This window comes from Paracoccus sanguinis (assembly GCF_900106665.1).
Taxonomy (GTDB): Bacteria; Pseudomonadota; Alphaproteobacteria; order Rhodobacterales; family Rhodobacteraceae; genus Paracoccus; species Paracoccus panacisoli.
This window is the reverse complement of record NZ_FNNA01000002.1, coordinates 589,387-614,953: the sequence shown is the minus strand read 5'-3', so window position 1 is coordinate 614,953 and position 25,567 is coordinate 589,387. Positions and strand designations below refer to the sequence as shown.

Sequence of the window (25,567 nt, the reverse complement as noted above, 5' to 3'; positions counted from 1 at the left end):
GCCCCAATCCCGAGTGTCATGCTTGGCCGCGGGGCTGCCCCCGCAGGCTTCGCAACGCTATATAGGAGGCGGTTTCGGCCGTGCAAGCCGCGCAGCCCCCCGTTGCCGAGAGGATTTTACCCGTGAAATCCGCTGCTCCGCAGCCCCCCTCCGCCCCGGCCGCGCGCCCTGCGGCCCCGCTCGATCTGGGCGGGGTGGGGGTCTGGCCTGGGCGGCTCGACGCGGGTGAGCAGGCGGCGCTGATGGGCGAGGTCGCGGCGATCTGGGACGCGGCACCCCCGGTGCGGCCGATGACGCGGTGGGGCAAGCCGCTGAGCGTGGCGATGACCTCGGCCGGCGCGCTCGGCTGGACCAGCGACCGGCGCGGCTACCGCTACGAGCCGCGCCAGCCGGACGGGCGGGCGTGGCCGCCGATCCCGGCGCGGCTGCTGGCGCTGTGGGCCAAGGTGACGGGGGCGGCGGTGGCGCCCGACTCGTGCCTCGTGAACCTCTACCGCGAAGGCGCGCGGATGGGGCTGCACCAGGACCGCGACGAGGCCGAGCTTGGCTGGCCGGTGGTCTCGGTCAGCCTCGGCGACTCGGCGCTGTTCCGGGTCGGCGGGGTCGAGCGTGGCGGCCCGACGCAGAGCCTGTGGCTCAACTCGGGCGACGTGGTGGTGCTGGCTGGGGCGGGGCGGCTCGTCCACCACGGGATCGACCGCATCCGCGCCGGCAGCTCGGACCTCGTGCCGGGCGGCGGGCGGGTGAACCTCACGCTGCGGGTGGCGGGGCCGACCGGGAGGGCCTGAGGTTTCGCCTGAGCCTCCGCATGATCGTTCGCATGAACCGTGCACGAACGCTGCATAAACGCTGCGCGAACATCGCACACTTTGTGCATCACCCCGCGCCGCCCGAGGGGGCGCTTGTTCAGCGCCCCGCCGACCAGCTCAACGAGACGGAATTGCGCGTCACGAATTCCGCCATCAATCCGATCATCAGCATCGCCAGGGTGAAATAGAACGGATATTCCAGATTGGAGTTGCGCGGCACGTAATTGATGAAAACGAAACCGCGGGTCTGGTCGATGATATGGAACAGAGGATTCCAGTCGAACATCGACAACAGGAATGTCGGCATCGTATTGGCCACGAACATCTTTCCCGAGGCGATCATGTTCACCCGCCGCGCCAACTGGGTGATGATCTTCCCGGCGGTCGGAAACCAGGTGTTGATCGACAGGAAGATCAGCCCGAGGCTGCACCCCGAGAACCACGAAAAGATCAGCATCCCCAGCGTCGCCGGGATGTTCTCGATCGGCTCGGGGTTCATGAAGTTGTGGTAGAGCCCGTAGATCAGCGTGGCCGACAGCACGTTGGTATAAAGCGCCGACAGCGCCGCCCCGCTCATGGCGATGGCGGTGTTCATCGGCCCGTGCTTGAGCATCGCGCTCTGCGAGTTGCCGGCGCCTGCGACCTTCCCCATGCCCTGGTTGAAGGCCATGAACATGAAGATCCCCGACATGATGAACATCAGGAAATCGCCGCGGATCGGCGAGCGCCGGACGCCGAAGATCCAGTACATCGCCAGGAAACCGATGATCATCACCAGCGACTGCAGCACCGTCATGGCGATGCTCATGAGCGCGTTGGAGTGACCCTGGCGCAGGTTGTGCACCGTCTGGTGATAGATCAGCGCGCCGGTGGTGAACACGGCCTCGAACAGGTTGCGGGTGCGGCGCTGGACGAACATGGCGGGCGGGTCTCGGGCTGGATGAAGGACGCCGGAACGGTCGGGGATTCGGGCCGGACGCGGGGGCGCGCTTGCTCATCGGCCCGGGGACGATCATATGTGAGGGCAGGGGATCATTCAATCTCGCCCACCCGGCCAAGGCCGCTCCGGGGGCGCTGCCGGCAGGGGATTATCCATGCAATTCGATACACTCGCCTCCGAGATGCGCCGTCTCGCGCTCGCCGCCGGGGCGCGGATCATGCAGGTCTATGACAGCCCCGAGTTCGAGGTCCGCGCCAAGTCCGACGCCTCGCCCGTGACCGAGGCCGACGAGGCCGCCGACGCGCTGATCTCGGAGGGGCTGCGCGCCGCCTTCCCGCACATCCCGCTGGTGACCGAGGAGCAGGCCGCGACCCACGCCCAGACCCACGCGAGCTTCCTGATCGTCGACCCGCTCGACGGCACCAAGGAGTTCGTGCAGCGCCGCGGCGACTTCACCGTGAACATCGCCTATGTGCAGGACGGCGTGCCGGTCCGCGGCGTGGTCTATGCCCCGGCCAAGGGGCGGCTCTTCTACACCACCGCCGACGGCCGCTCGGTCGAGGAGACCGGCCCCTTCGGCCCCGAGATCGGCGCGATCCATGCGATCGGCGTCAACCCGATGCCCGACAACCGCGGGCTGATGGTCGTCGCCTCCAAGTCGCACCGCGACCAGGCGACCGACGACTACATCGGGCGCTACGGGGTGCGCGACATGACCTCGGCGGGCTCCTCGCTCAAGTTCTGCCTCGTGGCGACGGGCGAGGCCGACCTCTACCCCCGTCTCGGCCGGACGATGGAGTGGGACACGGCCGCCGGCGACGCGATCCTGCGCGGCGCGGGGGGCGAGGTGGTGCGCTTCGACGACCACACGCCGCTGATCTATGGCAAGCCGGGGTTCGAGAACCCGTTCTTCATCGCCTACGCCCCCGGCGTGCTGCTGCACCCGCAGGGTTGAGGCGATGTCGGTCGTCATCGTCATCCCGGCGCGGTTCGCCTCGACCCGCTACCCCGGCAAGCCGCTGGTCGAGCTGCGCGGCGCGGGCGGCGAGGCCCGCAGCCTGATCCGCCGCAGCTGGGACGCCGCCCGCGAGGTCGCCGGGGTCGAGCGCGTGATCGTTGCCACCGACGACGCCCGCATCGCCGACCATGCGGCGGGCTTCGGCGCCGAGGTCGCCATGACCAGCCCCGACTGCCGCAACGGCACCGAGCGCTGTGCCGAGGTGCTGGGCCAGCTTGCCGCGCGCCCCGAGATCGTCGTGAACCTGCAGGGCGACGCGCCGCTGACCCCCGCCTGGTTCGTGGAAGAACTGGTCGCGGGGCTGCGCGCCGCCCCGGGGGCCGAGGTCGCCACCCCGGTGCTGAACGCGACCGGCGCGATGCGCGCCGACCTGATCGCCGATCGCGCCGCGGGGCGGGTGGGTGGCACCACGGCGGTCTTCGGTGCCGACCGCTCGGCGCTCTACTTCTCGAAGGAAGTCATTCCCTACGTGGGGCACGAGCTGGCGCCCGACGCGCCGAGCCCGGTCTATCACCACGTCGGGGTCTATGCCTATCGCCCGGACGCGCTCGCCGCATATCCCGGCTGGCCCGAGGGGGTGCTGGAACGGCTCGAGGGGCTCGAGCAGCTGCGCTTCCTCGAGCAGGGGCGGCGGGTGCTCTGCGTCGAGGTCGAGGCCCGCGGCCGCGCCTTCTGGGAGCTGAACAACCCCTCGGACGTCTCCCGCATCGAATCGATGCTGGCCGAGATGGGGGCGGCCTGACCGCGAACGGTCAGCGATCCGAAGAACAGGACAAATGGTCGCGGCAGGGGCTACCCGCCCCGTCTCAGCCGGATCGTTTTTCGGGGCTCCTCAGCGGTTTGCCTGCTGACTGACCGATTTGATGCTGCTTTGCGGCATTAATTTGATGACCTCCGCTGCGTCCGCCTTGCCGGTGGGAACGGAGAGGCCGATAATGTGTTCACCGGCACGGCTCGCATGCGGAGGTTCGTTGATGCAGCGCAAGGTTACCAAGGCAATCTTTCCCGTGGCCGGTCTCGGAACCCGATTCCTGCCCGCCACCAAGTCCATTCCCAAGGAAATCATGACGCTCGTGGACCGTCCGTTGATCCAGTATGCGATCGACGAGGCGCGCGCGGCCGGGATCAAGGAATTCATCTTTGTCACCTCGCGCGGCAAGGGCGCGCTCGAGGATTACTTCGACCACGCGCATGAGCTGGAAAACACCCTGCGCAAGGCCGGCAAGGACGATCTGCTGGAACTGCTGCGGCAGACCAACATGGAATCGGGCGCCATCGCCTATATCCGCCAGCACAAGGCGATGGGCCTGGGCCACGCGGTGTGGTGTGCCCGCCGCCTGATCGGGGACGAGCCCTTCGCGGTGCTGCTGACCGACGACGTGATCGCCGGCGATCCGCCCTGCCTGCAGCAGATGATCGAGGCCCACCGCGAGACCGGCGGCAGCATGGTCGCCACGATGGAAGTCCCGCGCGAGAAGACCAAGTCCTACGGCGTCCTCGACGTGGCCGAGGACATGGGCGCCATCGTCCGCGCCCGGGGCATGGTCGAGAAGCCCAAGGACAACCCGCCGTCGAACCTCGCGGTGATCGGGCGCTACATCCTCGCGCCAACGGTCATGGACAACCTCAACAAGCTCAAGCAGGGCGCGGGCGGCGAGATCCAGCTGACCGACGCCATCGCCGACGAGATCGAGGAAGGCCGCCCCGTGTTCGGCCTGCGCTTCCGCGGCCAGCGCTACGACTGCGGCTCGAAGGCCGGGTTCCTGCAGGCGACGGTGGCCTTTGGCCTTGCCCGCGAAGAGCTGCGCGACGAGTTCGCCGACTACCTCGCCGACGTCATGGCGATGCGCAAGGCCGCCGAGTAAGGCATGGCCGACCGGGTTCTCGTGACCGGCGGCGCCGGCTACATCGGCTCGCACGCCTGCAAGGCGCTCGCGGCGGCGGGGTTCATCCCCGTCACCTACGACAACTTCTGCACCGGCTGGCGCGAGGCGGTGAAGTTCGGCCCCTGCGTCGAGGGCGACCTCGCCGACCGCGACCGGCTCGATGCGGCGTTCCGCGAGCATTCGCCGGTCGCGGTGATGCACTTCGCCGCGCTGAGCCAGGTGGGCGAGGCGATGCGCGAGCCGGGCAAGTACTGGCGCGGCAACGTCGCGGCCTCCCTCACGCTGATCGAGGCGACGGTCGCCGCGGGCGTGCGGGACTTCGTCTTCAGCTCGACCTGCGCCACCTACGGCGACCATGACGGGGTGGTGCTGGACGAGGACACGCCGCAGCACCCGCTCAACGCCTATGGCGCGAGCAAGCGGGCGATCGAGGACATGCTCGCCGACTTCGGCGCCTCGGACGGGCTGCGCTCGGTGATCTTCCGCTACTTCAACGTGGCGGGCGCCGATCCCGACGCCGAGGTGGGCGAGTTCCACCAGCCCGAGACCCATCTCGTGCCGCTGATCCTCGACGCCATCGACGGCAAGCGTCCGGCGCTGACCATCCACGGCACCGACTATCCGACCCCGGACGGCACCTGCATCCGCGACTACGTGCACGTGGTCGATCTGGTGGCGGCGCATGTGCTGGGGCTCGACTGGCTGCGCCGCTCCGATGCCTTCCCGCAGGGCGGGACCGAGGTCTTCTGCCTCGGCACCGGCAACGGGTTTTCGGTGCGCGAGGTGGTCGACCAGTCGCGCTGCGTGACCAACCGCGAGGTGCCGATGGTGGATGGTCCGCGGCGCGCGGGCGATGCGGTCAAGCTCGTCTCGGGCAGCGAAAAGGCAGGGCGGGTGCTCGGCTGGCGGCCGGAACGCTCGACCCTGCCGCTGATGATCGCCGACGCGTGGCGCTGGCACCAGACGGGGCACTACGCGGCCTGAGATGGGGGCCGCGCCGTCCGCTCCGCCCACCGCTGATCCCGGCAGACGCCGCCCCGGCGCGGCGCTGCGGCTGGACCTGCGGCGCCGGCGGATCCTGTGGGCGGCGTTCCGCAGCCGCCGCGACCTGACCCATGTCTCGGGCCCCGTGCCGCCGCCGCGCGGCGGGGTGCTGGTCGTCGCCGTGGTGCGCAACGAGATGGGGCGGCTGCCGCGCTGGCTCGACCACCACCGCCGGCTGGGCGTGCGGCATTTCCTGATCGTGGACAACGCGAGCGACGACGGCGGCGCCGCGTGGCTGGCGGTGCAGCCGGACGTGACGCTGTGGACGACCGCGGCCAGCTATCGCGCCTCGCGCTTCGGGCGCGACTGGACGAACTGGCTGCTCTCGCGCCACGGGGCGGGGCGCTGGTGCCTGACGCTCGATGCTGACGAGCTGTTCGGCTTTCCCCACGACGACCGGGCCACGCTCGACGACCTCACCGCCGAGCTGGACCGGCGCCGGGTGCCGGCGCTGGGGGCGCTGATGGTCGAGCTGTTCCCGCAGGGGCCGCTCGACCCGGGTGGGCTGGGGCCTGAGGCGGCGCTCGCGCGGCTCAGGTGGTTCGACGCCGGTCCCTACCGCTGCCGGGTGCAGGCGCCGCTCGGCAACCGCTGGGTGCAGGGCGGGGTGCGCGACCGGGTGTTCTTCGCCGACCGCCCGCACCGGGCGCCGACGCTGAACAAGCTGCCGCTGGTGCGCTGGCGGCGCGGCTACGCCTATGTGAACTCGACCCACTCGATGCTGCCGGCGCGGCTGAATGCCTGCTGGGACGGGCCGGGCGATCCGCGCCTGTCGGGCGCGCTGCTGCACACCAAGTTCCTGCCCGAGATCGTCGCGAAATCCGCCATCGAGCGGACCCGCCGCCAGCATTTCCACGACCCCGACGCCTTCGACGACTATTACGCCGCGCTGGGCGCCAACCCCGACCTGTGGCACCCCGGCGCAGCCCGGTTGGCGGGCTGGCAGAGCCTCGTTGCCGCGGGTCTGATGGCGACCGGGGGATGGGCGGGCGGATAGCCGTCCCGCGCGGGGGCCGTGCCGCAACCCAAGCGGGCAATATCAACGACTTTTGCAATTTACCTGACGTTATCGACAGGTGTTTATACTGCCGAGTTGGCGTATAGCTCAGGCCAAGGCCAACCGGGGTTTCCTTGGTTACGTTTTGAAGTCGGGATATTGTTTTGTCTGGTGTTCTCGATCGTCTGGTTGGCCTTTTCAGACTTCGTGTCGCGCGGCAGTACTATGTCGCGCGGGGGATGCGCCGGGCCCGCCGGCTCTCTTCCGTCTCCGATCGCACGCGGCTGATCGGCCCGCGCAGCATCCTCTGCTTCGTCACCCTGCGGAACGAACAGCCGCGGCTGCCGTATTTTCTCGACTACTACCGGCGCATGGGCGTCGGGCATTTCCTCGTGGTGGACAACGCCAGCACCGACGGCGGGCACGACTATCTGGCCGCGCAGCCCGACGTGTCGCTGTGGACCACCTCTGAAAGCTACAAGGGTGCGCGATTCGGGGTCGACTGGATGAACGGCCTGCTGCGCCGCTACGGGTCCGGTCACTGGTGCCTGACCGTCGATCCCGACGAGTTCCTCGTCTATCCCCACGCCAACACCCGCCCGCTCGGGGCGCTGACCGACTGGCTCGAATCGTCGGGCCACCGCGCCTTTTCGGCGATGCTGCTGGACATGTATCCCAAGGGCTCGGTCGCCGATCAGCCCTACGCCGAAGGGCAGGACCCGTTCGAGATCGCCGCCTGGTTCGATCCCGCCAACTACGCGATCCGCAAGAACCGTCGCTTCCGCAACCTGTGGATCCAGGGCGGGCCGCGGGCGCGGGTGTTCTTTGCTGACCGCCCGGCCGCGGCGCCGGCGTTGAACAAGATCCCCCTCGTGCGGTGGGAGCGGCGGTTCGCCTATGTCAGCTCGACCCACATGCTGCTGCCGCGCTCGCTGAACGTGGTCTATGACGAGGACGGGGGCGAGATGGCCTCGGGCGCGCTGCTGCACGCCAAGTTCCTGTCCACCTTCGCCGTCAAGTCCGCCGAAGAGCTGGACCGCCGCCAGCATTACGCCGACAGTCAGGAATACCGCGCCTATCACCAGGGGTTGCAGGCGGCGGTGGATTTCTGGTCGCCGCACTCGCGCCGCTACCGCGACTGGCGGCAGCTCGAGGATCTGGGGCTGATCTCGCGCGGGAACTGGGCATGAGCGGGCCGGTTCGCGCCGGGTCCGCGATCATCCCACGACCGTCGCGCGGGGCGACGGTGTCGGCGCTGCCCGTCCGCGACGGCTGGGTGGGCGCGCCTGCCAACGCCGCGGTGCGGCTGGGCGTCGTCATGCTGTGCCACGACCGGCTGCCGCTCGCCGCGCGGATGGCGCGGATCTGGGCCGAGGGCGGGGCCTGCGTGGCGATGCACGTCGATGCCAAGGCGCCCGAGGCCGAGCTGGCCGGGATGCAGGCCGAACTCGCCGACCTGCCCATCACCTTCGCGCCGCGCCGGGGGTGCAGCTGGGGCACCTTCAGCTTGGTCGCCGCGACCCAGGACGCGGTGGCGGCGCTGCTGGCGGCGCACCCCGACCTGACCCACGTCCTTCTCGTCTCGGGCGCCTGCCTGCCGCTCAGGCCCGTGCATGAGCTGCGGCTGTTCCTTGCCCGCGATCCCGACGCCGACCACATCGAAAGCGTCAACGTGCGCGACGTGGACTGGACCGTGGGGGGGCTGAGCGAGGAACGCTTCACCCTGCATTTCCCGCTCGCCTTCCGGCAGAACCGCAAGCTCTTCGACCGGATGGTGGCGTGGCAGCGCCGGCTGGGGCTGCGCCGCAGCCTGCCGCAGGGGGTCGCGCCGCACATCGGCTCGCAATGGTGGTGCCTCACGGCGCGGACCCTGCGGGCGATCCTGTCGGACCCGCGCCGGGCCGAGTTCGACCGCTATTTCCGCCACGTCTGGATCCCGGACGAGAGCTACTTCCAGACCCTCGCCCGCCGCCACTCGGTGACCATCGAAAGCCGGTCGCTGACGCTGGCCAAGTTCGACAGCAACGGCAAGCCCTACGTCTTCTACGACGACCATCAGGCGCTGCTCGAAAACTCGCGCATCTTCGTCGCCCGCAAGATCTGGCCCGGCGCGCACGGGCTCTATGCGGCCTTCCCGATGGCCGCCGAGGGCGAGGCCCAGCACGACGAGCCCGACACCGAGCGGATCGAGGCGCTGCTCGACCGGGCCGCGCAGCGCCGCCGGACGGGGCGGCCGGGGCTCTACATGCAGAGCCGCTTTCCCCGCAAGGACGCCGAGAACGGCAAGACCTCGCAGCCCTATGCGGTGGTCTATGGATTGGGCGACGTCTTCGTCGGCCTGCGCGGCTGGCTCGCGGCGGCCTCGCGCCGCGAGGTCCACGGGCACCTGCTGTCGAACGACGAGATCGAGTTCGCCTCGGGCGAGGCGGTCGGGCCCGGCGCGCTGTCGGCCAATCCGCGGCTGCGCAACATCGACCCGCAGGGGTTCCTGACCTCGCTCATCCGCTCGTCGGGGCCGATGCCGACGTTCCTTTACGCGCCGCGCGACCACCAGGGGCTCAACTGGTTCATGGCGACCGATCCGAACGCGCGGATGTTCGTGCTGACCGGGGCCTGGCTGGTGCCGCTGCTGCAGTCGGGGATGCCGTTCGACGACATTCGCCGCATCGCGGCGCGGTTGCAGCGGGCCGAGGCGGAGTATCTGAAGATCCTCGATTCGGTCTGGGTCAAGGCGCAGGTGCGGCGCTGGGTGCTGACCGACATGATCTCGGCCCCCGACGAGCCGCTGGCCGAGCTGATCCAGACCCTGCGGCCCGAGTGGGGCGACCGCCTGCCGCCGCCGCCGGGCGTGCAGGACCTGACCGGGGCGGCCGACCTGTTGACGCGGCTGCGCAATGCCGGGCTGAAGCCGCGCGGCATGGGCAATGCCCGGCTGCTGCGCGGACTGGGCGAGACCGCGCCCCCCGCGCCCGACCCGCGCGCCGCGCGCGAGCGGTGGCGGGGGTTGGCGAGCTGAACCCTCCGCCCCGTCCCGCGCGTTGCCGTGCGGATTTCACGCACCCGCCCGGTTGACCTTGCGCGCGCGGCGTCCGACCGTGCGCCCGCCCCGCACCCGCCGCGGCAGCAGACCGCCAGGACCGCCCCATGCCCCAGTTCACCAGCTTCGTCATCTTCGCCGGGATGCGGACCGGGTCGAACCTGCTCGAGGCGACGCTGAACGCCCACGACCTCGCCTGCTTCGGCGAGGCTTATAATCCCTACTTCATGGGCTGGCCGGACCAGGCGACGCTCTACGACATGACGCTCGCTGATCGTGAGGCCGATCCGCTGGCGCTCTGGCAGCACATGGCGCGGGCGCGCAAGGTCAAGGGCTTCCGCTATTTCCACGACCACGACCCGCGGGTGTTCGAGCCGGTGATGGACGACCCGGCCTGCGCCAAGATCGTCCTGACCCGCAACCCGGTGGACAGCTTCGTGTCGACCCAGCTCGCCTATGCGACCGATCAGTGGAAGCTGAACGAGACCGAGGTGCCGATCCCGGCCCGCATCGCCTTTGATGCGGCGGCGTTCCGCGAGCATCTGGCCGCGACGCAGGGGTTTCTTGAGCGCATCCAGCACGGGTTGCAGCGGCGCGGGCAGACGGCGTTCTGGCTCAGCTACGACGACCTGCGCGACGCGGGCGTGATGACCGGGCTCGCGCACTGGCTGGGGCGGACCGACCTTGCCCATGTCGAGCCGGCCCAGGATCAGGTGCCGCAGAACCCGCGCGAGATGGCCGACAAGGTCGAGAACTTCGCTGCCTTGCAGGCCGAGATCGCTGCCGCCGACCCGTTCCAGCTCTCCCGCATCCCGGGGTTCGAGCCGACGCGGGGACCGGCGGTGCCCTCGTTCCAGACGCTCGAAGCGGGGCAGGGGCTGCTGTTCATGCCGGTGCGCGGTGGGCCGTCGGCGCAGGTGGAGGCCTGGCTGGGCGCTCTCGGCCCGGTCGCGGGCGAGCTCACGCAGAATGCGCTGCGGCAGTGGAAGCGCGCCCACCCCGGCCACCGCAGCGTGACGGTGCTGCGCCACCCGCTGCCGCGCGCGTGGGCGGCGTTTCACGCCATGCTCTCGGGCCGCAAGCCCGAGCTGCGGGCGGTCTTGCGCGACGTGCACCGGGTGCCGCTGCCGCCCGACGACGCGCTGGGCGCGCTGGACGAGGCCGCGCTGGTGCCGCTCTTCGCGGCCTTCCTCGATTTCCTGCGCCGCAACCTGAACGGCCAGACCGGCATCCCGACCCATCCCGGCTGGGCCAGCCAGTCCGAGGTGCTGGCCGGGTTCGCCCGCTTCGGCGCCCCCGATCTGGTGGCGCGCGAGGCGCGGATGCAGGATGAGCTGGGCTTTCTCGCCCGCAGCGCCGGGATCGACCGCGACGGCCCGGCGCCCGAGCCGGTGCCGGCGGTGCTGGATGATCCGGCGCTGCGCAAGGCGGCGCGGGCCGCCTATCTGCGCGACTACGTGGCCTTCGGGTTCGACGACAGGCCCTGATCGATCCGCTCGCCCAGCAGCGGCGCGGCGCGGTCCAGCGCCAGCGCGCTGCGCGAGAAGACCAGCGGCGAGCGCAGCCCGGCGATCCCCTCGGGCGCAATCTGCATCCCGCGCGCCACCACCTGCGGCTCGGCCAGCGCGTCGGCGACGGTGTTGATCGGGCCGACCGGCACGCCGGCGCCTTCGAGCGCGGCGATGACCTCGGCCCGGGTCCGCGCGCCGGTCGCCGCCGCGATGATCGGCGTCAGCGCGGCGCGGTGCGCCACGCGGGCGGGGTTCGTCGCATAGGCCGGATCGGTGTCGAGCGCCCCAAGCCCCAACGCCCGGCACAGCCCGGCGAACTGCCGGTCGTTGCCGCAGGCGATGATGACGTGCCCGTCGGCCGCCGGAAACACCTGATAGGGCACGATGTTCGGATGCGCGTTCCCGAGCCGCGAGGGCGCCGTCCCGCTGTGCAGGTAGTTCATCGCCTGGTTGGCCAGCACCGCCACGCCCACGTCCAGCAGCGACAGGTCCACCCGCTGCCCGCGGCCGGAACGCGCCCGCTCGGCCAGCGCCGCCTGGATGCCGATCACGCCGTAAAGCCCGGTGAAGATGTCGATCCAGGCTACGCCCACCTTCTGCGGCTCGCCCCCCGGCTCGCCGGTCAGGTCCATGATCCCGCACATCCCCTGGATCAGGAAATCATAGCCCGGCTGGCTCGCCCGCGGCCCGTCCTGGCCGAAGCCGGTGACCGAGGCATAGACCAGCCGCGGGTTCGCGGCCGCAAGGCTCTCGTAGTCGAGGCCGAAGCGCTTGAGCCCGCCCACCTTGAAGTTCTCGACCACCACGTCGGCGGTGGCGATCAGCTCTTTCAGCCGGATCAGGTCGTCGGGGTTGCCGAAGTCGCAGGTGATCGAGGTCTTGCCCCGGTTGGCGGCGTGGAAATAGGCCGCCACCCGCTCGGTTCCCCCGTCGGGGCGCGGCCGGTCCAGGAAGGGCGGGCCCCAGCGGCGGGTGTCGTCGCCCTCGGGCGCCTCGATCTTGATGACCTCGGCGCCCAGATCGGCCAGCGTCTGGCCGATCCACGGGCCGGCGAGGATGCGCGCCAGCTCGACGACGCGCAGCCCTTTCAGCGGGCCGTCCCCCGCCATCGCGGCTGGCCCGTCGCTCACGCGAAGGCCTGCAGGCCGGTGATGGCGCGGCCGAGGATCAGCGCGTGGACGTCATGCGTGCCCTCATAGGTGTTCACCGTCTCGAGGTTCGCCGCGTGGCGCATCACCTGGAACTCTTCGGCGATGCCGTTGCCGCCGTGCATGTCCCGGGCGACCCGCGCGATGTCCAGCGCCTTGCCGCAGTTGTTGCGCTTGACGATGGAAATCATTTCCGGCGCCGCCTGCGCGGCGTCCATCAGCCGCCCGACCTGCAGCGAGGCCTGCAGCCCCAGCGTGATCTCGGTCATCATGTTGGCGAGCTTGAGCTGGTAGAGCTGGGTGTTGGCCAGCGGCCGGCGGAACTGCTGCCGGTCAAGACCGTACTGCCGCGCGGCGTGGAAGCAGAACTCGGCCGCGCCGAGCACCCCCCACGAGATCCCGTAGCGGGCGCGGTTGAGGCAGCCAAACGGCCCCTTCAGCCCCTCGACGTTGGGCAGCAGCGCGTCCTCGCCCACCTCGACGTCCGACATCACGATCTCGCCGGTGATCGAGGCGCGCAAGCTCAGCTTGCCCTCGATCTTCGGCGCCGACAGGCCTTTCATCCCCTTTTCGAGGACGAAGCCGCGGATCTTGCCGCCATGCGCCTCGGACTTGGCCCAGACCACGAACACGTCCGCGATGGGCGAGTTCGAGATCCACATCTTCGACCCGTTCAGCACATAGCCGTTCGCGGTCTTCTTCGCCGTGGTCTTCATGCCGCCGGGGTCCGAGCCCGCGTCCGGCTCGGTCAGGCCGAAGCAGCCGATCCATTCGCCCGAGGCAAGCTTGGGCAGGTATTTCTTCCGCTGCTCTTCCGAGCCGTAGGCGTAGATCGGATACATCACCAGCGAGGATTGCACCGACATCATCGAGCGATAGCCCGAATCCACCCGCTCGACCTCGCGCGCGACCAGCCCGTAGCTGACGTAGGACGCGCCGAGCCCGCCGTACTCCTCGGGGATGGTCACGCCGAGCAGACCCATCTCGCCCATCTCGGCGAAGATCGCCGGGTCGGTCTTTTCCTCGCGGTAGGCGGCGATGACGCGGGGGGCGAGCTTTTCCTGCGCATAAGCACGGGCCGAATCGCGCATCATCCGCTCGTCCTCGGACAGCTGCCCGTCGAGGCGGAAGGGGTCCTGCCAGTCAAAGGCGGTGAGGTCCGGGGCGTCCTTGGGTTTCAGCGTGGCCATGCGACTCTCCTGATCGGGTGAGGGGAACCGGGGCGCGCGTGCGCCGCCCGGTTGCGACATTGGGCTTGTCATAGCCCACCGCTCCCCCGCAAAACAGCGCCATCTGATCGCCGGTTGTTGAGTTTTCCGCATGAACCGTGCCCGCCACACCCCGACCGTCGCCGAGCTGTCAGCGCTTGTCGCCTGCGCCCGGCTGGGGACCGCGGCGGCGGCGGCCGAGACGCTGGGGCTGACGCCGAGCGCGGTCAGCCGCTCGATCCGCGGGCTGGAGGACCGGCTGGGGGTGGCGCTCTTCGCGCGGCGCCGGCAGCGGCTGGTGCTGTCGGACGCGGGCCGCGCGCTGGTCCGCGATGCCGAGGCGATCCTGGGCCAGATCGACGCCTCGGCGCGGATGGTGATGGCCTTCGGCGGCTCGGGCGCGGTGCTGCGGCTGGCGGTGCTGCCGACCTTCGCCGCCGCCTGGCTGATCCCGCGGCTGGCCGATTTCGCCCGCATCGCGCCCGAGGTCTCGCTGGACCTGACGGCCGAGCTCGGCCCGGTGGATTTCGACGCCGGCCCCTTCGACGCGGCGATCCAGCGCGCCGACCTCGCCCGGCCGGGCACCGTTGTTACCCCCTTGGCCGCCGAGCGGCTGGTGGTCGTGGCGGCGCCGGCGCTGGCCGGGGCGGGGGTTCTGGAGCCCGCCGCCGTGGCGCGCCTGCCGCTGATCCAGCAATCCACCCGGCCGCGGCTCTGGGCCGACTGGTTCGCGGCCGCGGGCGCGGTGCCGGAACCCGCGCACCCGCGCGGGCCGCGCTTTGCCCAGTTCGGCATGATCCTCGCCGCCGCCCGGGCCGGGATGGGGGCGGCGATCCTGCCCGACATCTTCGTGGCCGAGGCGCTGGCCGACGGCAGCCTTGCCCGTCTGTCGCAGACGGCGCTGCCCGGCCCCTCGCCCTATGCGCTGATCCGCCCCGACCGCGAGCCCGGCCCGGCGCTGGCGCGGCTGGCCGCCTGGCTCGAGACCGGCGCGCCGGGCTGAGGCCCCGGCCTTGCGGGCGGCGGCGAAGGCGCAGAGACTGCCCGCAGCCATCCGAAACCGGAGCGCCATGCCGTGACCGACCTCGCCCCCCCACGCCCGACCCGCCTCGACGCCGCCAATGCGGCGCCCGATCCCGCCCCCGAGGACGCGCTCGCCGACGAGCGCCGCGACACGATCCTGAGCGCGATCACCGTCGCGGGCATGGTGCTGGCGGCGCTGGCCACATGGGTCGTGCCGCAGCCGGCGCTGGCGTGGACAGGGATCGTGCTGGTCTATCTCGCCGGCGGCATCCCGCCCGCGGTCGAGTCGCTGACCCGGCTGGTCCGCGAACGCGAGATCGACATCGACCTGCTCATGGTCATCGCGGCGCTGGCCGCGGCGGCGGTGGGGGGCGCGCTGGAAGGCGGCGTGCTGCTCACGCTTTTCAGCATCTCGGGCACGCTCGAGACGCGCGCGATGGGCAAGGCCCGCCGCGCGGTCGAGGCGCTGATGGCGCTGCGCCCCGACACCGCGCTGCGGCTCGGCCCCGGCGGCGAGGTCACCGAGGTCGCGGTCGGCACGCTGGTCGCGGGCGACCGGGTGGTGCTGCGCCCCGGCGCGCGGGTGCCGGTCGACGGCGTGCTGCGCGAGGGCACGGCGAGCGTCGACGAATCCACCATCACCGGCGAATCGATGCCGGTCGCCAAGGAACCCGGCGCGCGGATGCATGAGGCGACGGTGAACCTCGACGGGGTGCTGACGGTCGAGGTGCTGCGGCCGCTCTCGGAAAGCACGGTCGCGCGGATGATCCAGATGGTGACCGAGGCGCAGGCGGCCAAGGCCCCGGCCGAGCGCTTCTCGGCCTGGTTCGGGCAGCGTTACACCATCGCCGTGCTGCTGGGCGCGGTGGTGGCGCTGCTGGCGTTCCGGGCGCTCGGCCACGGCTGGGACAGCGCGCTCTATCGCGCGGCGACGCTGCTGGTCGCGGCGAGCCCCTGCGCGGTGGTGATCTCGGTCCCCGCGGCGATCCTGTCGGCGCTGTCGGCGGCGGCGCATGGCGGGGTGCTGTTCAAGGGCGGGGCGCCGCTCGAGGCGCTGGCCAAGGTGGACAGCTTCGCCTTCGACAAGACCGGCACGCTGACCACGGGTCGGGCCGAACTGACCGGCCTCTGGGCCGCGGACGGGGACGAGGACGGGCTGCTGTCCCGCCTTGCCGGGATCGAGGCGCAGTCCGAGCACCCAATCGCCGCCGCGATCCGCCGCGCCGCCGCCGCCCGCGGCCTGACCCCGCCGGCGGTCAACGACCTGAAGAACAGCGCCAGCGAAGGGATCGAGGGGCAGGACGCCGAGGGCCCGCTCTGGGCCGGCAACCTGCGGATGGTGGCGCGGCACGGCGCGGTGCTGCCGCCGGCGGCCGAGGCCTTTGCTGCGGGCGATGCGACGACGGTCTATCTGGGCCGCGGCGACCGGCTGCTCGGGGCCGCGACGGTGGCCGACCGGCCGCGGGAGACCTCGGCCCCGGCGCTCGCTCAGCTGCGCGCGCAGGGGGCGGGGCTGGCGCTGATGACGGGCGACCGCCGCGCGGTGGCGCTGCGGGTCGGCCGGGCGCTCGGGTTCCGCGACGACGAAATCCACGCCGACCTTCTGCCCGAGGACAAGGTCGAGCTGGTGGCGGCGCTGGCCGCCCGGGGCCCGGTGGCGTTCGTCGGCGACGGGGTGAACGACGCGGCGGCGCTGGCGCGGGCCGACGTGGGCATCGCCATGGGGGCGGCGGGGTCCGACATCGCGCTCGCCACCGCCGACGTGGCGCTTTTGGCCGAGGACATGACCCGGCTGGTCGCGGCCCGGGCGCTCGCCCGGCGCACCGACCGGATCATCCGCCAGAACCTGACCTTCGCGCTCGGCGCGATGGTGGTGCTGGTGCTCGCGGGCGCGTTCCTCGCCCTGCCGCTGCCGCTCGCCGTGATCGGGCACGAGGGCGGCACGCTGCTCGTGGTGCTGAACGGGATGCGGCTGCTCGCCGACCCGATCCGGCGGCCGGGCAGGGCGGCCGCGGTGTCCGGCACGGCCCGCGCGGGCGGGACGCCGGCCGCGGCTCAGCCCGCGCGGCGATAGAGGCGATAGTCGCGGCTGCGCAGCGGCAGCGTCTCGCGCAGTTCCCAGCCTGCGCCCGGCGGCTTGGCGCCCGGCACGATCAGCGTGCCCTCCGGGTGCGCCGCCCCCCAGGCCTCGGCCGCCGCCGCATCGGGCAGCAGGGTCACCGGGGCGGTGAGGCGGGCGGCGAAGTTGAACTCTCCGGCATAGTCGGCGGCCATGAGGGCGAGGCCGTCGCCCTCGCGCCCCGCCAGACGGGCGGCGATGGGGCCCGTGTCATAGCGCGCGAACAGCACCGGGGCGGCGGCGAAATGCAGCCCCAGCACCGCGCCGAGCGCCAGTGCCGGAACGCCGGTCGCGGGCGGCAGGCGCCAGAGCCCCAGCACCCCGGCCATGACGCTGACCCCGGCCAGCGCCAGCGCCGCGGGCGGCAGCGGCGGCAGCGCCCCCAGCCGCCCCGCCGCCGCCGCGACCGGCAGCGCCACGACTCCGATCAGCGGCAGGGCCAGCAGCGCCCTCCGCCACGGCGAGAGCGCCCGCGCCGGCATGGTCGCCGCCAGCAGCGCGAGCGCCGGCAGCTCGGGCAGCAGGTAGTGCAGCTGCTTGCCGCTGATGAGCGAGAAGGCCGCCAGCGCCGCCGCCATCCACAGCCCGAGCATCCGCCCCGCCGCGCGCCCCGGCTGCGGGCGCCCCGGCAGCCAGCCGAAGGGCCAGACCATCAGCGGCAGCAGCGCGAGGTAGAACCACACCGGCCGCCCGTGGTCGAAGGCCGAGACGACGCGCCCGGCGCTCTGCCGCCACAGCACCTCGACCCCGTAGGCCTCGCCACCCGTAAGCAGCGCCGGGACCAGCCACAGCGCCACGATCCCCGCCCCGAGCGCCAGCGCGCGCGCCGCCATCCCGGCCGTCGCGCGCCAGCCGGTCCCGCGCCACCACGGCTGCGCCAGCAGCACCGGCAGGACGTGGATCAGCACCACCGGCCCCTTGGCCAGCGCCCCGAGCCCGAGGCCGAGGCCCACGAGCCACCAGTCGCCGCGCAGCACCCCGATCAGTGCGGTCAGCACCGTCGCGGTCAGAAGCGCGTCGAACATCGTGGCCGAGCCGAAGGTCAGGAACAGCGGCAGGGTGGCGAGGATCAGCATCGCCCGCGGCGCCCGCACCGGCTCGCCGGGCCAGAGCTGCCGCGCCATGACCCCGGTCAACGCCACGCTCAGCACCGCCGCCGCCGGGCCGACCAGCCGGGCGGCGAACCCGCTGACCCCGGTCACCGCCCACACCGCATCCATGAGCCAGAACAGCAGCGGCGGCTTGTGGCCATAGACCGCGCCGTTCAGATGCGGGACGAGGTGCTCGCCGCGGGTCACCATCTCCCACGCGACGGCGAGGTAGCGGGTCTCGTCCACCGGCGTCGCCGGGCGCAGCAGGATCAGCGTCAGGGCGGACAGGGCGAAGAGGGCGACCGGCAGGGCCAGCGCCGCGCGGCGGCTGAGGGGCATCGGGGGATCTCGCAAGGGACTGGCGCCCCTGCTGGCAGCGGATGCTGACAGCCAGCTTTCAGCCGAGCGCGCAGGCGAGGGCGAACCACGCGGCGGTCTCGGCCAGCACCTGGGTGGCGCCCAGCACGTCGCCGGTCTGCCCCCCCAGCCGCCGCTGCGCCAGCCCCCCGGTCCAGAGCGCGGCGACGGCCGCAGCGACGAGCATGGCGGCCCCGGCGAGGCCGCCGAACACCAGCACCGCCAGCGCCAGCACCGCCAGCACCGCGCGCGCCGCCCGGCTGCGCCCGGCGGCGAGGCGGCCGAGCCCGTCGGGGCGGGCGGGGGGCAGCGCCTCCTGCACTGCGACGATGGCGGCGCGGCTCAGCGCGCCGGCGGCGGCAAAGCCCCACGGCCCGGCGAGGGGGCCCGCGGCGGCGAGTGCCGCAAGCCACAGCGCCACGGTGAGGATCAGGGTCAGCGCGCCGTAGCTGCCGATGCGGCTGTCGCGCATGATCCGCAGCCGATCCTCGGGGGTGCGGCCGCCGCCGATCCCGTCGGCCATGTCGGCGAGCCCATCGAAATGCAGCCCGCCCGTCGCCAGCGCCATTGCGCCGAGGCTCGCGCCTGCGGCCATCGCCGGGGTCGCCCCCAGCGCCAGCGCCGCGGCGAAACCCGCCCAGCCGATCAGCCCGACGCAGGCCCCGACCAGCGGAAACGCCCATCGCGCGGCGCCGAGCGTCGGCGCGGGGTCGAGCCGCCCCATCGGCAGCCGCGTCAGCAGCATCGCCGCAAGCCGCAGCTCGGCCAGACGGGCGCCGCGCGCGCTCACCCCGCGGCGACCCCGGCCTCGGCAAAGGTCGCCATGCCGTCGTGACATTCGAGCGCCGCGCGCAGCACGCCGAGCGCCAGTGCCGCGCCCGAGCCCTCGCCCAGGGCCATGTCGAGCGCCAGCACCGGCGCCTGCCCCATCGCCGCGATGAGGCGGGCGTGGCCCGGCTCGCGGCTGACATGGCCGATCAGGCAATGGTCGAGCCAGCGCGGATCGGCGGCGAACAGCGGCGCGGTCGCGGCGGTGCAGATGAAGCCGTCGAGGATCACCGGCAGGCGCTGCTGGCGCGCCTGCACCACGGCGCCGCAGATCGCCGCCAGCTCGCGCCCACCGAGCGCGGCCATCAGCCCGAGGCCGCGCGCGTCCCGGTGCCGCGCGACCGCCGCCTGCACCGCGGCGATCTTGCGCGCCATGATGTCGCCCTCGGCCCCCGTGCCGCGGCCGACCCAGTCCTCGGCCGCGCCGCCGAACGCCGCCGCCGCCAGCGCCGCGGCGACCGTCGAATTGCCGATCCCCATCTCGCCCAGGATCAGCACGTCGGCATCGGGCGCCACCGCCGCGGCCCCGCGGCGCATCGCGTCGAGCGTCTCGGCCTCGGTCATCGCAGGGCCCTGGGTGATGTCGCCCGTCGGCCGGTCGAGGTCGAGCGACACCACCGCGAGATCCGCCCCCGCCACCCGGCAGAGCTGGTTGATCGCCGCGCCGCCGGCCTCGAAGTTCGCCACCATCTGCGCGGTCACGGCCTGCGGGAACGGGTTCACCCCCTGCGCGCAGATCCCGTGGTTGCCGGCAAAGACCAGCGCCTGCGCCCGCCCGATCCGCGGCCGTGCGCGCCCCTGCCAGCCGGCCATGAACAGCGCCAGCCCCTCGAGCCGGCCGAGCGAGCCGGGGGGCTTGGTCAGCACCGCCTGTCGGGCGGCGGCGTCGGCGACGGCGGCCTCGTCGGGGCGGGGCAGGGTGGGGGCGAGCGCCTCGATGGCGGCGAGCGAAGGGGTGTCAGAGAGCATGGTCATTCGGCTTGATCCTCAGCGGGTGGCCCGCGACGCAGAGCCACAGCTCGTCGCAGGCATGGGCGATGGTCTGGTTGAGCCAGCCGGCGTGGTCGCGGAAGGCCCGGGCGAGCGCGTTGTCGGGCACGATCCCGGCCCCCACCTCGTTGGTGACGAGGATCACCGGCGCCTCTGCGCGGGCCAGCGCCGCGGCCAGCGCCGCGCCCTCGGCCCGCGTGTCGCGGCCCTCGAGCATCAGGTTCGAGACCCAGAGCGTCAGGCAATCGACCAGCCGCGGCGGGCCGCCCGCGCCCTGGTCGGTGGCGTCGAGCGCGCCGGCGAGGTCGAGGGGGGCGTGAACGCTCTCCCACTCCGGCCCGCGGCGGGCGCGGTGGGCGGCGATGCGGTCGGCCATCTCGGCGTCGCCGGGGTCGAGGCGGGCGGTGGCGATGTGGATCGCCCGCCCCGTGGGGCGCAGCGCAAGCCGTTCGGCCAGCGAGGATTTTCCCGAGCGCGCGCCGCCGGTGATGAGGAGGGTTCGTGCCATGACGGGGGGAAACCACGTTCGGCGGGCGGGGGGAAGGGGGGCGACGGCTGCGACGGGTGCGGCCGAGGGCGACAGCGCTGCGAGCAGCCTCTTAAGGCTGCCGGGCGAACGGGCCGCGGCCGGTGCTGGATCGCGGCCCGGTCCGTGCGCTGCGTCCGAATGGTGGACTTTCGCGGCGAAGCCAGCGCCGTCCCCACCCTCCTTGAGACCGGCGGTTCTCGCCCGCCGCGCCTCAGTGCTTGCTCAGATACGGCGCGTAGCGCTCCTTGATCCCGGCGATGTCCGCGGCGGTCAGGGTTTCCGTGTGGCCGCCCCATTGCTGGCGCATGTAGTTCACCAGATCGGCCATCTGCGCGTCGGTCAGCCAGTCGCGGTAGGCGGGCATCTTCTGCATCCGCAGGCCCTCGGCGAGCGGACGCTCGACGATCCCCTGGTCGATGACCCGCACGAGGTTGATCGGGTCGGCGAACATCGCGGTGGTGTTGCTGTCCAGCCGGACGGACGAGGCCGGCTGCCCCTCGCCCTGCGCGCCGTGACACCCGGCGCAGAGGCCGAGATAGAGCGTCCGCCCCGCGGCCGGCGGATCGACCTGCCGCGGCCGCGAACCGGGGCCCTGACCCGCCGCGCCCTGCATCAGATAGGCGCTGATGACAGCCAGTTCCTCGGGAGCGAGGTGGCGGGTCGAGTGGCGCAGCACCGGATACATCGTCAGCGTCGGCACGCCCTGTGCCGACAGGCCCTGGCCGAGGAACGCCTTGAGGTCGCCGTCCGTCCAGCCCTTCGCGGCAAGCGTCTGGGGCCGCAGGTCGGGGGCATAGGCCCCCTCGAGCGTGAAGCCGGCGAGGTGGTCGCCGGTCATGGCGAAGGCGAGGTTGCGGGGCGTGTGACACTCGCCGCAATGGCCCAGCACATTGACGAGATAGTGGCCGTCCACCGTATAGGTCGCGGCCCCCGCGACCGGCGCATAGGGGCGCGCGGTCGGACGGAACAGCGCGTTCCAGAAATTGACCGCCGGGCGAAGGTTGAAGGGGAACATCAGGTCCGGCGCCCGGTCGGGCGTCTCGACCGGCGGCTGGGCCATCAGCCAGGCATAGAGCGCGTCGGAATCCTCGCGGCTGATCTGGTGGTAGCTGGCATAGGGCATCGCCGGGTAGAGGTTGCGGTTGCCCGGGGCGACGCCCCAAGCAATGGCGCGATAGAGGTCGTCGGCGCTCCACGTCCCGATGCCGTGGTCGCGCGAGGGCGTGATGTTGGTGCCGTAGATGGTCCCGACCGGGGTCATCATCGGATACCCGCCGCCGAGCTCCGAGGCGCCCGAGGGGTCGAGGTGGCAGGCCACGCAGTCACCCGCGCGCGCGACGCGGGCGCCGCGCTCGACCAGCGCCTGCCGCTGGGTCTCGTCCAGCCGGGCGAAGTCCACCGAGGCCGGCGGGATCTTGCCCGCCCCGTGCCCGAGCCAGAACAGGAAGACCGCGGCGACGAGGCCGAGGAAGACGACGGCGGCGAGGATGCGCAGGACCCGGACCATCAGCCCTGCCTCGCGTCCGTGGCGACCACGTCGATGACGAGGCCGGGGGTGGCGAGGATCACCGCGCGCACCGCCTCGAGATAGCGGATGTAGCCGGTGCAGCGGCAGATGTTCTCATTCAGCGCCGCGACGATCCGGTCCTCGAGCTGGGCGCGCGGGATCGGCGCCCGGCCCAGTTCCTCGACCAGCGCGGTGGCGGCCATGACGAAGCCGGGGGTGCAGAAGCTGCACTGGAACGAGAAATGGTCGAGATAGGCCTGCTGGATGGCCGAGGGGACCACGCGCCCCTCGGGGTCGCGGCCGGCGATCCCCTCGATCGTGCGCAGGCTGCGGCCGTTGGCCCAGGCCGCGCCGGTGACGCAGGCGGGCAATGTCCGCGCGCCGCCCGCCGCATCGTCGAAGATCACCGTGCAGGCCCGGCACACGCCCTGCCCGCAGGCGGCGCGGGTGCCAGTCAGGTTGAGGTATTCGTGCAGCAGCTCGGTCAGCATGAGGTCGGCGGGGATGTCGAGCGGCCCGACCGCCTGGCCGTTGATCGTCGCCGAGAAAGAGATACGCTCGGCCATCACAGCACCGCCCGGATGCGCTCGGCGGTGACCGGCGTGCGGTAGAAGCGGTGGCCCGTCGCGTGGCAAATGGCGTTGGCGCAGGCCGCGACGACCGGGATCATCGTGACCTCGGCCATCCCCTTGGGCGGGTCGAACTCAGAGAGCGGCGGCAGGACGTGGCCGGTCTGGGTCCAGACGGCGACCTCGGCCGCGCGGGGGACGCGGTAACGGCTCCACCCCCAGGTGCCGTTGCCGGGGCCGTCGGGGCCGAGCGGCAGCTCTTCGTAAAGCGCATGGCCGATGCCCATGGCGACGCCTCCCTGTAGCTGGCCCGAGACGAGCTCGGGGACGATCTGCGTGCCGCATTCGAGCCAGGTCTTGTGCGACAGCAGCCGCACCTCGCCCGTGCCGCGGGCCACGCTGAGGTCGAGCAGCGTGGCGCAGGGGGCGTAATAGACCGGCCCCCCGTCGTTGCGCGCCACCGGCGGATAGCGCACCGCGCTGCGCGGGATGAAGGCATAGCCGCCCGCGGTCATCCGCGCCCGGCGCGCGGCGCTGGCGCCCTGGCCCCACTGCACCGACAGCGCGTCGATGGGGGCGCTGACCAGCTCGCCCTCGACGTCGAAATCGGCTTCGGCCCAGCTCCACCGGTTGAAGGTGTGGATGCAGACGCCGGTCACCAGCCCGTCGCGGTGCGCCCGCTCGGCCAGCCGCGCATGGCTGAGCGGTTCGAGCGAGCGGGCGGTCAGCATCCCGCCGGTCCAGCGCGCCTCGGCCAGCGCCACCGGCTCGGGGCCGGTCTGGCCGCCGCCCGCGCCCTCGGACCAGATCGAGAGCGCCGCCGGCCACAGCCCCAGCCGCAGCAGCATCTGCGCCGCCTGCTGGGTCGCATGGGTGAAGTAATAGGCCGAGTTCGACGCCGAGCGCGGCGAGGTGATCCGCGGCACCCAGGTCGGGTCGCGGGCGAGGGCGTCCTCCTCGTCCTGCGAGATCTCGTAGGGATTGTCCTCGGTGTGGACCGGCATCTGCGGCCAGTGCTGGACCGAGAACTCGACCTCGTCCACCGGCCGGCCGAGCTGCGGCTGGACCACCAGCATCTGCGAGGTGGTCGCCCCCGCGCCGATCTCGGACGCGATGTGGCGCATCCGGGTGCGCCCGTCGGGCGTGATCTCGAGCTGCACGATCGCCGCCTCGGCGCCGGTGCCGAAGTTCTTCTGCGACGAGGCGAAGCCCACGCCGTAGAGCATCCCCGGGTTCTCGGCCTCGAACCGCGCCTTGCGCTCGGCCCGCTCGATCCACAGCGGCTCCTGCTCGGCCAGGGCGAGAAGCTCGTCCATCCGCAGGTGCCCGGCGGGGACCAGCCCCTGGGTGTTCTTCATCCCCGACTTGAGGACGTTGAGCCGGCGCAGCGCTATGGCGTCGCGCCCGGTCTCGGCGGCGAGTTCGTCGACCAGCATCTCGGTCGCGGCCATCGACTGCACGGTGCCATAGCCGCGCATCGACCCCGCGGTGACGTTGATCGTCGCCCGGACGTCGGCCGACAGGTCGCTGGTCGGGAAGTAATAGGCCGACTGCGCCGCGGTCACCGCGACCGTGCCCACCGAGGGGCTGAAGTTCTGCACCCCGCCGCCGTCGCCCACCATGTCGCAGATGAAGGTCTGGAACCGCCCCTCGGCGTCGCAGGCGATGGTCAGGTCGGTCTCGAACGGGTGCCGCTTGAGCGCGAACTGGAAATGCTGCCAGCGGTCGAGCGCCAGCCGCACCGGCCGCCCCTCGGCGTAAAGCCCGGCCACGGCGACGTAGTTGGGGAACGAGTGATGCTCTTTCTGGCCGTAGCCGACCGTGTAGCCGGTCACGAAATCCAGCGTGCCGACCTGGAAGCTGCTGCGGTCGAGCATGTGCAGGATGTGCCCGGCGGCGGTATAGGGCGACTGGGTGGCGCCGATCACGTGCAGCGTGCCGTTGGCGGTGTCGTGCCAGGCAAGGCCGTTCTCCATCTCCATCGCCGCCGGCTCGACGCTCTGGCTGCTGAAGTGGCGCGAGATGACGTGCCAGCCCTGCGGCGGCGCGGCGGTGCGGGCGCGCAGCTCGGCCGACAGGCGGCGGGCCTCGCCGAAGGCCGCGTGGTCGGGGCCGGGCCAGACGACGCCCTCGGGCGTCAGGTCGGGCCAGATCGTGCCGTTCTCGAACGGCGAGAAGCGGTCGGGGCCGCGCGGGTCGTCGCCGCCGATCCGCACGAACTGCGCCGCGCCATAGGACGGCCGCGCCGGCGGCGCACCGGCCGCGCCGAAGCGGAAGACCGCCGGGTTGAAGCGCAGCAGCTTCTGCGCCGCGCGGAAGCGTTCGTAATCGTGCCAGATCCCCATCGCCACCGGCTGGCCCAGCATCGGCGAGACCTGACCGGGGGCGAGCATCAGCTCGCCGTAGAACTCGGGGTCCGACATCGAGACGCCGTCGGCGCTGAGGCGGGCGTGATCGACCAGCACGTGGGGTTGCAGACCGTCGCCCAGCACCGAGAGGTCCAGCCCCTCGAACACCGCGTCGGCGCGGGGGATCATGATCAAGAGCGCGTGCGACTGCTGATCGGGCCAGCCCTCGAGGTCGCGCGCCCGCAGGTCTAGGGCGAAGACCTTGGACCCGGTGACCTTCGCCATCCCGTCGCGGCGATAGCGCAGCTTGCCGTCGCGGAACCAGCCGGTGTCCTGCCCGACCGGCGAGGGCATCATCGCCGCCCGCGCCTGGTCGAGCGGCCGCACCATCGCCACCATCCCCAGCGCCGCCGCCGAGGCGAGCAACTGCCGCCGGGTCAGATCGAATCTCGGCATGGCGCGGCTCCTCTCACGCTTCGCCGCGGGGGGTGGGGCGGGCGCATCGTCCGCGCCGGCCGCGACGGTGTAAACTCAGGGTTGCACGGGTTCGGCCGTCGGGCAACCCGGCAGGCCGGGATCGACGCCGATTGCCGCGGCCGGGGGGAACC

The 25,567-nt window shown here is 72.3% G+C and carries 21 protein-coding genes; 11 read left to right on the top strand and 10 right to left on the bottom strand.

Features of this window, described 5'->3' with window-relative positions; genetic code table 11:
- The first annotated feature begins 122 nt into the window (after positions 1-122).
- Positions 123-788, top strand: coding sequence for an alpha-ketoglutarate-dependent dioxygenase AlkB family protein (locus tag BLW17_RS09460; protein WP_052176121.1), 666 nt, complete (start codon positions 123-125; stop codon positions 786-788).
- A gap of 118 nt (positions 789-906) precedes the next feature.
- Here the strand turns inward: BLW17_RS09460 and BLW17_RS09455 are convergent, their stop codons facing one another.
- Complete coding sequence (locus BLW17_RS09455) at positions 907-1,728, bottom strand: ABC transporter permease (protein ID WP_036730827.1); 822 nt, start codon at positions 1,726-1,728, stop codon at positions 907-909.
- Between the two features lie 175 nt (positions 1,729-1,903).
- Between BLW17_RS09455 and cysQ the strand changes: the two genes are divergently transcribed.
- The 8 genes from cysQ to BLW17_RS09415 all read left to right on the top strand — a co-directional run bounded on the left by cysQ (position 1,904) and on the right by BLW17_RS09415 (position 11,218).
- Positions 1,904-2,704 (top strand): 3'(2'),5'-bisphosphate nucleotidase CysQ, encoded by an 801-nt coding sequence (gene cysQ / locus BLW17_RS09450; protein WP_036730825.1) that lies wholly within the window; start codon positions 1,904-1,906, stop codon positions 2,702-2,704.
- A gap of 4 nt (positions 2,705-2,708) precedes the next feature.
- Positions 2,709-3,509 carry a 3-deoxy-manno-octulosonate cytidylyltransferase family protein gene (locus BLW17_RS09445; protein ID WP_036730823.1) on the top strand — a complete coding sequence of 267 codons (801 nt, stop codon included), beginning with the start codon at positions 2,709-2,711 and terminating at the stop codon, positions 3,507-3,509.
- Positions 3,510-3,741: 232 nt separating this feature from the next.
- The gene (locus BLW17_RS09440) at positions 3,742-4,632 is read left to right on the top strand and encodes a UTP--glucose-1-phosphate uridylyltransferase (protein ID WP_036701039.1); all 891 of its coding nucleotides are present in this window, start codon (positions 3,742-3,744) and stop codon (positions 4,630-4,632) included.
- 3 nt (positions 4,633-4,635) lie between these two features.
- Positions 4,636-5,637 (top strand): UDP-glucose 4-epimerase GalE, encoded by a 1,002-nt coding sequence (gene galE, locus BLW17_RS09435; protein WP_036701040.1) that lies wholly within the window; start codon positions 4,636-4,638, stop codon positions 5,635-5,637.
- A gap of 1 nt (position 5,638) precedes the next feature.
- Positions 5,639-6,694 carry a glycosyltransferase family 2 protein gene (locus BLW17_RS09430; protein WP_052176120.1) on the top strand — a complete coding sequence of 352 codons (1,056 nt, stop codon included), beginning with the start codon at positions 5,639-5,641 and terminating at the stop codon, positions 6,692-6,694.
- A gap of 239 nt (positions 6,695-6,933) precedes the next feature.
- Positions 6,934-7,884 carry a glycosyltransferase family 2 protein gene (locus tag BLW17_RS09425; protein WP_052176118.1) on the top strand — a complete coding sequence of 317 codons (951 nt, stop codon included), beginning with the start codon at positions 6,934-6,936 and terminating at the stop codon, positions 7,882-7,884.
- Positions 7,881-9,710, top strand: a complete 1,830-nt coding sequence (locus BLW17_RS09420; RefSeq protein WP_081969034.1) for a DUF5927 domain-containing protein — start codon at positions 7,881-7,883, stop codon at positions 9,708-9,710. The genes BLW17_RS09425 and BLW17_RS09420 overlap by 4 nt, the downstream gene beginning before the upstream one ends.
- A gap of 128 nt (positions 9,711-9,838) precedes the next feature.
- On the top strand, positions 9,839-11,218 hold the full coding sequence (locus BLW17_RS09415; protein ID WP_036730821.1) for a hypothetical protein: 1,380 nt from the start codon (positions 9,839-9,841) through the stop codon (positions 11,216-11,218).
- Here the strand turns inward: BLW17_RS09415 and BLW17_RS09410 are convergent.
- Together BLW17_RS09410 and BLW17_RS09405 are read right to left on the bottom strand one after the other, a co-directional pair.
- Complete coding sequence (locus BLW17_RS09410) at positions 11,185-12,351, bottom strand: CaiB/BaiF CoA transferase family protein (RefSeq protein WP_052176116.1); 1,167 nt, start codon at positions 12,349-12,351, stop codon at positions 11,185-11,187. The genes BLW17_RS09415 and BLW17_RS09410 overlap by 34 nt on opposite strands.
- A 17-nt stretch (positions 12,352-12,368) precedes the next feature.
- Positions 12,369-13,580: an acyl-CoA dehydrogenase gene (locus tag BLW17_RS09405; protein WP_036730819.1), complete on the bottom strand. Its 1,212-nt coding sequence runs from the start codon at positions 13,578-13,580 to the stop codon at positions 12,369-12,371.
- Positions 13,581-13,710: 130 nt separating this feature from the next.
- On the opposite strand from BLW17_RS09405, the gene BLW17_RS09400 reads away from it, so the two are divergent.
- Both BLW17_RS09400 and BLW17_RS09395 read left to right on the top strand, forming a co-directional pair.
- Complete coding sequence (locus BLW17_RS09400; protein ID WP_036730817.1) at positions 13,711-14,601, top strand: LysR substrate-binding domain-containing protein; 891 nt, start codon at positions 13,711-13,713, stop codon at positions 14,599-14,601.
- A gap of 201 nt (positions 14,602-14,802) precedes the next feature.
- Complete coding sequence (locus BLW17_RS09395; RefSeq protein WP_052176127.1) at positions 14,803-16,695, top strand: heavy metal translocating P-type ATPase; 1,893 nt, start codon at positions 14,803-14,805, stop codon at positions 16,693-16,695.
- On the opposite strand, the gene BLW17_RS09390 is transcribed toward BLW17_RS09395, so the two are convergent.
- From BLW17_RS09390 to BLW17_RS09360, 7 genes are all read right to left on the bottom strand, one after another.
- Positions 16,677-18,170 (bottom strand): ArnT family glycosyltransferase, encoded by a 1,494-nt coding sequence (locus BLW17_RS09390; RefSeq protein WP_052176115.1) that lies wholly within the window; start codon positions 18,168-18,170, stop codon positions 16,677-16,679. The two genes, BLW17_RS09395 and BLW17_RS09390, sit on opposite strands and share 19 nt — an antisense overlap.
- A gap of 58 nt (positions 18,171-18,228) precedes the next feature.
- On the bottom strand, positions 18,229-18,978 hold the full coding sequence (locus tag BLW17_RS09385; RefSeq protein ID WP_036730815.1) for an adenosylcobinamide-GDP ribazoletransferase: 750 nt from the start codon (positions 18,976-18,978) through the stop codon (positions 18,229-18,231).
- The gene (cobT, locus tag BLW17_RS09380; RefSeq protein ID WP_036730813.1) at positions 18,975-19,991 is read right to left on the bottom strand and encodes a nicotinate-nucleotide--dimethylbenzimidazole phosphoribosyltransferase; all 1,017 of its coding nucleotides are present in this window, start codon (positions 19,989-19,991) and stop codon (positions 18,975-18,977) included. Before cobT ends, BLW17_RS09385 begins: the two co-directional genes overlap by 4 nt.
- Positions 19,975-20,514 carry a bifunctional adenosylcobinamide kinase/adenosylcobinamide-phosphate guanylyltransferase gene (gene cobU / locus BLW17_RS09375; RefSeq protein ID WP_036730811.1) on the bottom strand — a complete coding sequence of 180 codons (540 nt, stop codon included), beginning with the start codon at positions 20,512-20,514 and terminating at the stop codon, positions 19,975-19,977. The genes cobT and cobU overlap by 17 nt, the downstream gene beginning before the upstream one ends.
- 232 nt (positions 20,515-20,746) lie before the next feature.
- Entirely contained in the window at positions 20,747-22,042 is a 1,296-nt protein-coding gene (locus BLW17_RS09370; protein WP_052176114.1) for a cytochrome c, read from the bottom strand.
- Complete coding sequence (locus BLW17_RS09365) at positions 22,042-22,608, bottom strand: (2Fe-2S)-binding protein (RefSeq protein WP_036701617.1); 567 nt, start codon at positions 22,606-22,608, stop codon at positions 22,042-22,044. The genes BLW17_RS09370 and BLW17_RS09365 overlap by 1 nt, the downstream gene beginning before the upstream one ends.
- Positions 22,608-25,415, bottom strand: a complete 2,808-nt coding sequence (locus BLW17_RS09360; RefSeq protein WP_036730809.1) for a xanthine dehydrogenase family protein molybdopterin-binding subunit — start codon at positions 25,413-25,415, stop codon at positions 22,608-22,610. The genes BLW17_RS09365 and BLW17_RS09360 overlap by 1 nt, the downstream gene beginning before the upstream one ends.
- Between the last annotated feature and the right edge of the window lie 152 nt (positions 25,416-25,567).

What these genes read in the sequence shown, in the direction of transcription:
- BLW17_RS09370 (WP_052176114.1), bottom strand. Translation starts at nt 22,042, where the DNA reads ATGGTCCGGGTCCTGCGCATCCTCGCCGCCGTCGTCTTCCTCGGCCTC.
- BLW17_RS09440 (WP_036701039.1), top strand. Translation starts at nt 3,742, where the DNA reads ATGCAGCGCAAGGTTACCAAGGCAATCTTTCCCGTGGCCGGTCTCGGA.
- BLW17_RS09400 (WP_036730817.1), top strand. Translation starts at nt 13,711, where the DNA reads ATGAACCGTGCCCGCCACACCCCGACCGTCGCCGAGCTGTCAGCGCTT.
- BLW17_RS09360 (WP_036730809.1), bottom strand. Translation starts at nt 25,415, where the DNA reads ATGCCGAGATTCGATCTGACCCGGCGGCAGTTGCTCGCCTCGGCGGCG.
- BLW17_RS09395 (WP_052176127.1), top strand. Translation starts at nt 14,803, where the DNA reads ATGGTGCTGGCGGCGCTGGCCACATGGGTCGTGCCGCAGCCGGCGCTG.
- BLW17_RS09415 (WP_036730821.1), top strand. Translation starts at nt 9,839, where the DNA reads ATGCCCCAGTTCACCAGCTTCGTCATCTTCGCCGGGATGCGGACCGGG.
- cobT (WP_036730813.1), bottom strand. Translation starts at nt 19,991, where the DNA reads ATGACCATGCTCTCTGACACCCCTTCGCTCGCCGCCATCGAGGCGCTC.
- BLW17_RS09420 (WP_081969034.1), top strand. Translation starts at nt 7,881, where the DNA reads ATGAGCGGGCCGGTTCGCGCCGGGTCCGCGATCATCCCACGACCGTCG.
- BLW17_RS09430 (WP_052176120.1), top strand. Translation starts at nt 5,639, where the DNA reads ATGGGGGCCGCGCCGTCCGCTCCGCCCACCGCTGATCCCGGCAGACGC.
- BLW17_RS09390 (WP_052176115.1), bottom strand. Translation starts at nt 18,170, where the DNA reads ATGCCCCTCAGCCGCCGCGCGGCGCTGGCCCTGCCGGTCGCCCTCTTC.
- BLW17_RS09410 (WP_052176116.1), bottom strand. Translation starts at nt 12,351, where the DNA reads ATGGCGGGGGACGGCCCGCTGAAAGGGCTGCGCGTCGTCGAGCTGGCG.
- BLW17_RS09445 (WP_036730823.1), top strand. Translation starts at nt 2,709, where the DNA reads ATGTCGGTCGTCATCGTCATCCCGGCGCGGTTCGCCTCGACCCGCTAC.
- galE (WP_036701040.1), top strand. Translation starts at nt 4,636, where the DNA reads ATGGCCGACCGGGTTCTCGTGACCGGCGGCGCCGGCTACATCGGCTCG.
- BLW17_RS09365 (WP_036701617.1), bottom strand. Translation starts at nt 22,608, where the DNA reads ATGGCCGAGCGTATCTCTTTCTCGGCGACGATCAACGGCCAGGCGGTC.
- BLW17_RS09455 (WP_036730827.1), bottom strand. Translation starts at nt 1,728, where the DNA reads ATGTTCGTCCAGCGCCGCACCCGCAACCTGTTCGAGGCCGTGTTCACC.
- cobU (WP_036730811.1), bottom strand. Translation starts at nt 20,514, where the DNA reads ATGGCACGAACCCTCCTCATCACCGGCGGCGCGCGCTCGGGAAAATCC.
- cysQ (WP_036730825.1), top strand. Translation starts at nt 1,904, where the DNA reads ATGCAATTCGATACACTCGCCTCCGAGATGCGCCGTCTCGCGCTCGCC.
- BLW17_RS09425 (WP_052176118.1), top strand. Translation starts at nt 6,934, where the DNA reads ATGCGCCGGGCCCGCCGGCTCTCTTCCGTCTCCGATCGCACGCGGCTG.
- BLW17_RS09405 (WP_036730819.1), bottom strand. Translation starts at nt 13,580, where the DNA reads ATGGCCACGCTGAAACCCAAGGACGCCCCGGACCTCACCGCCTTTGAC.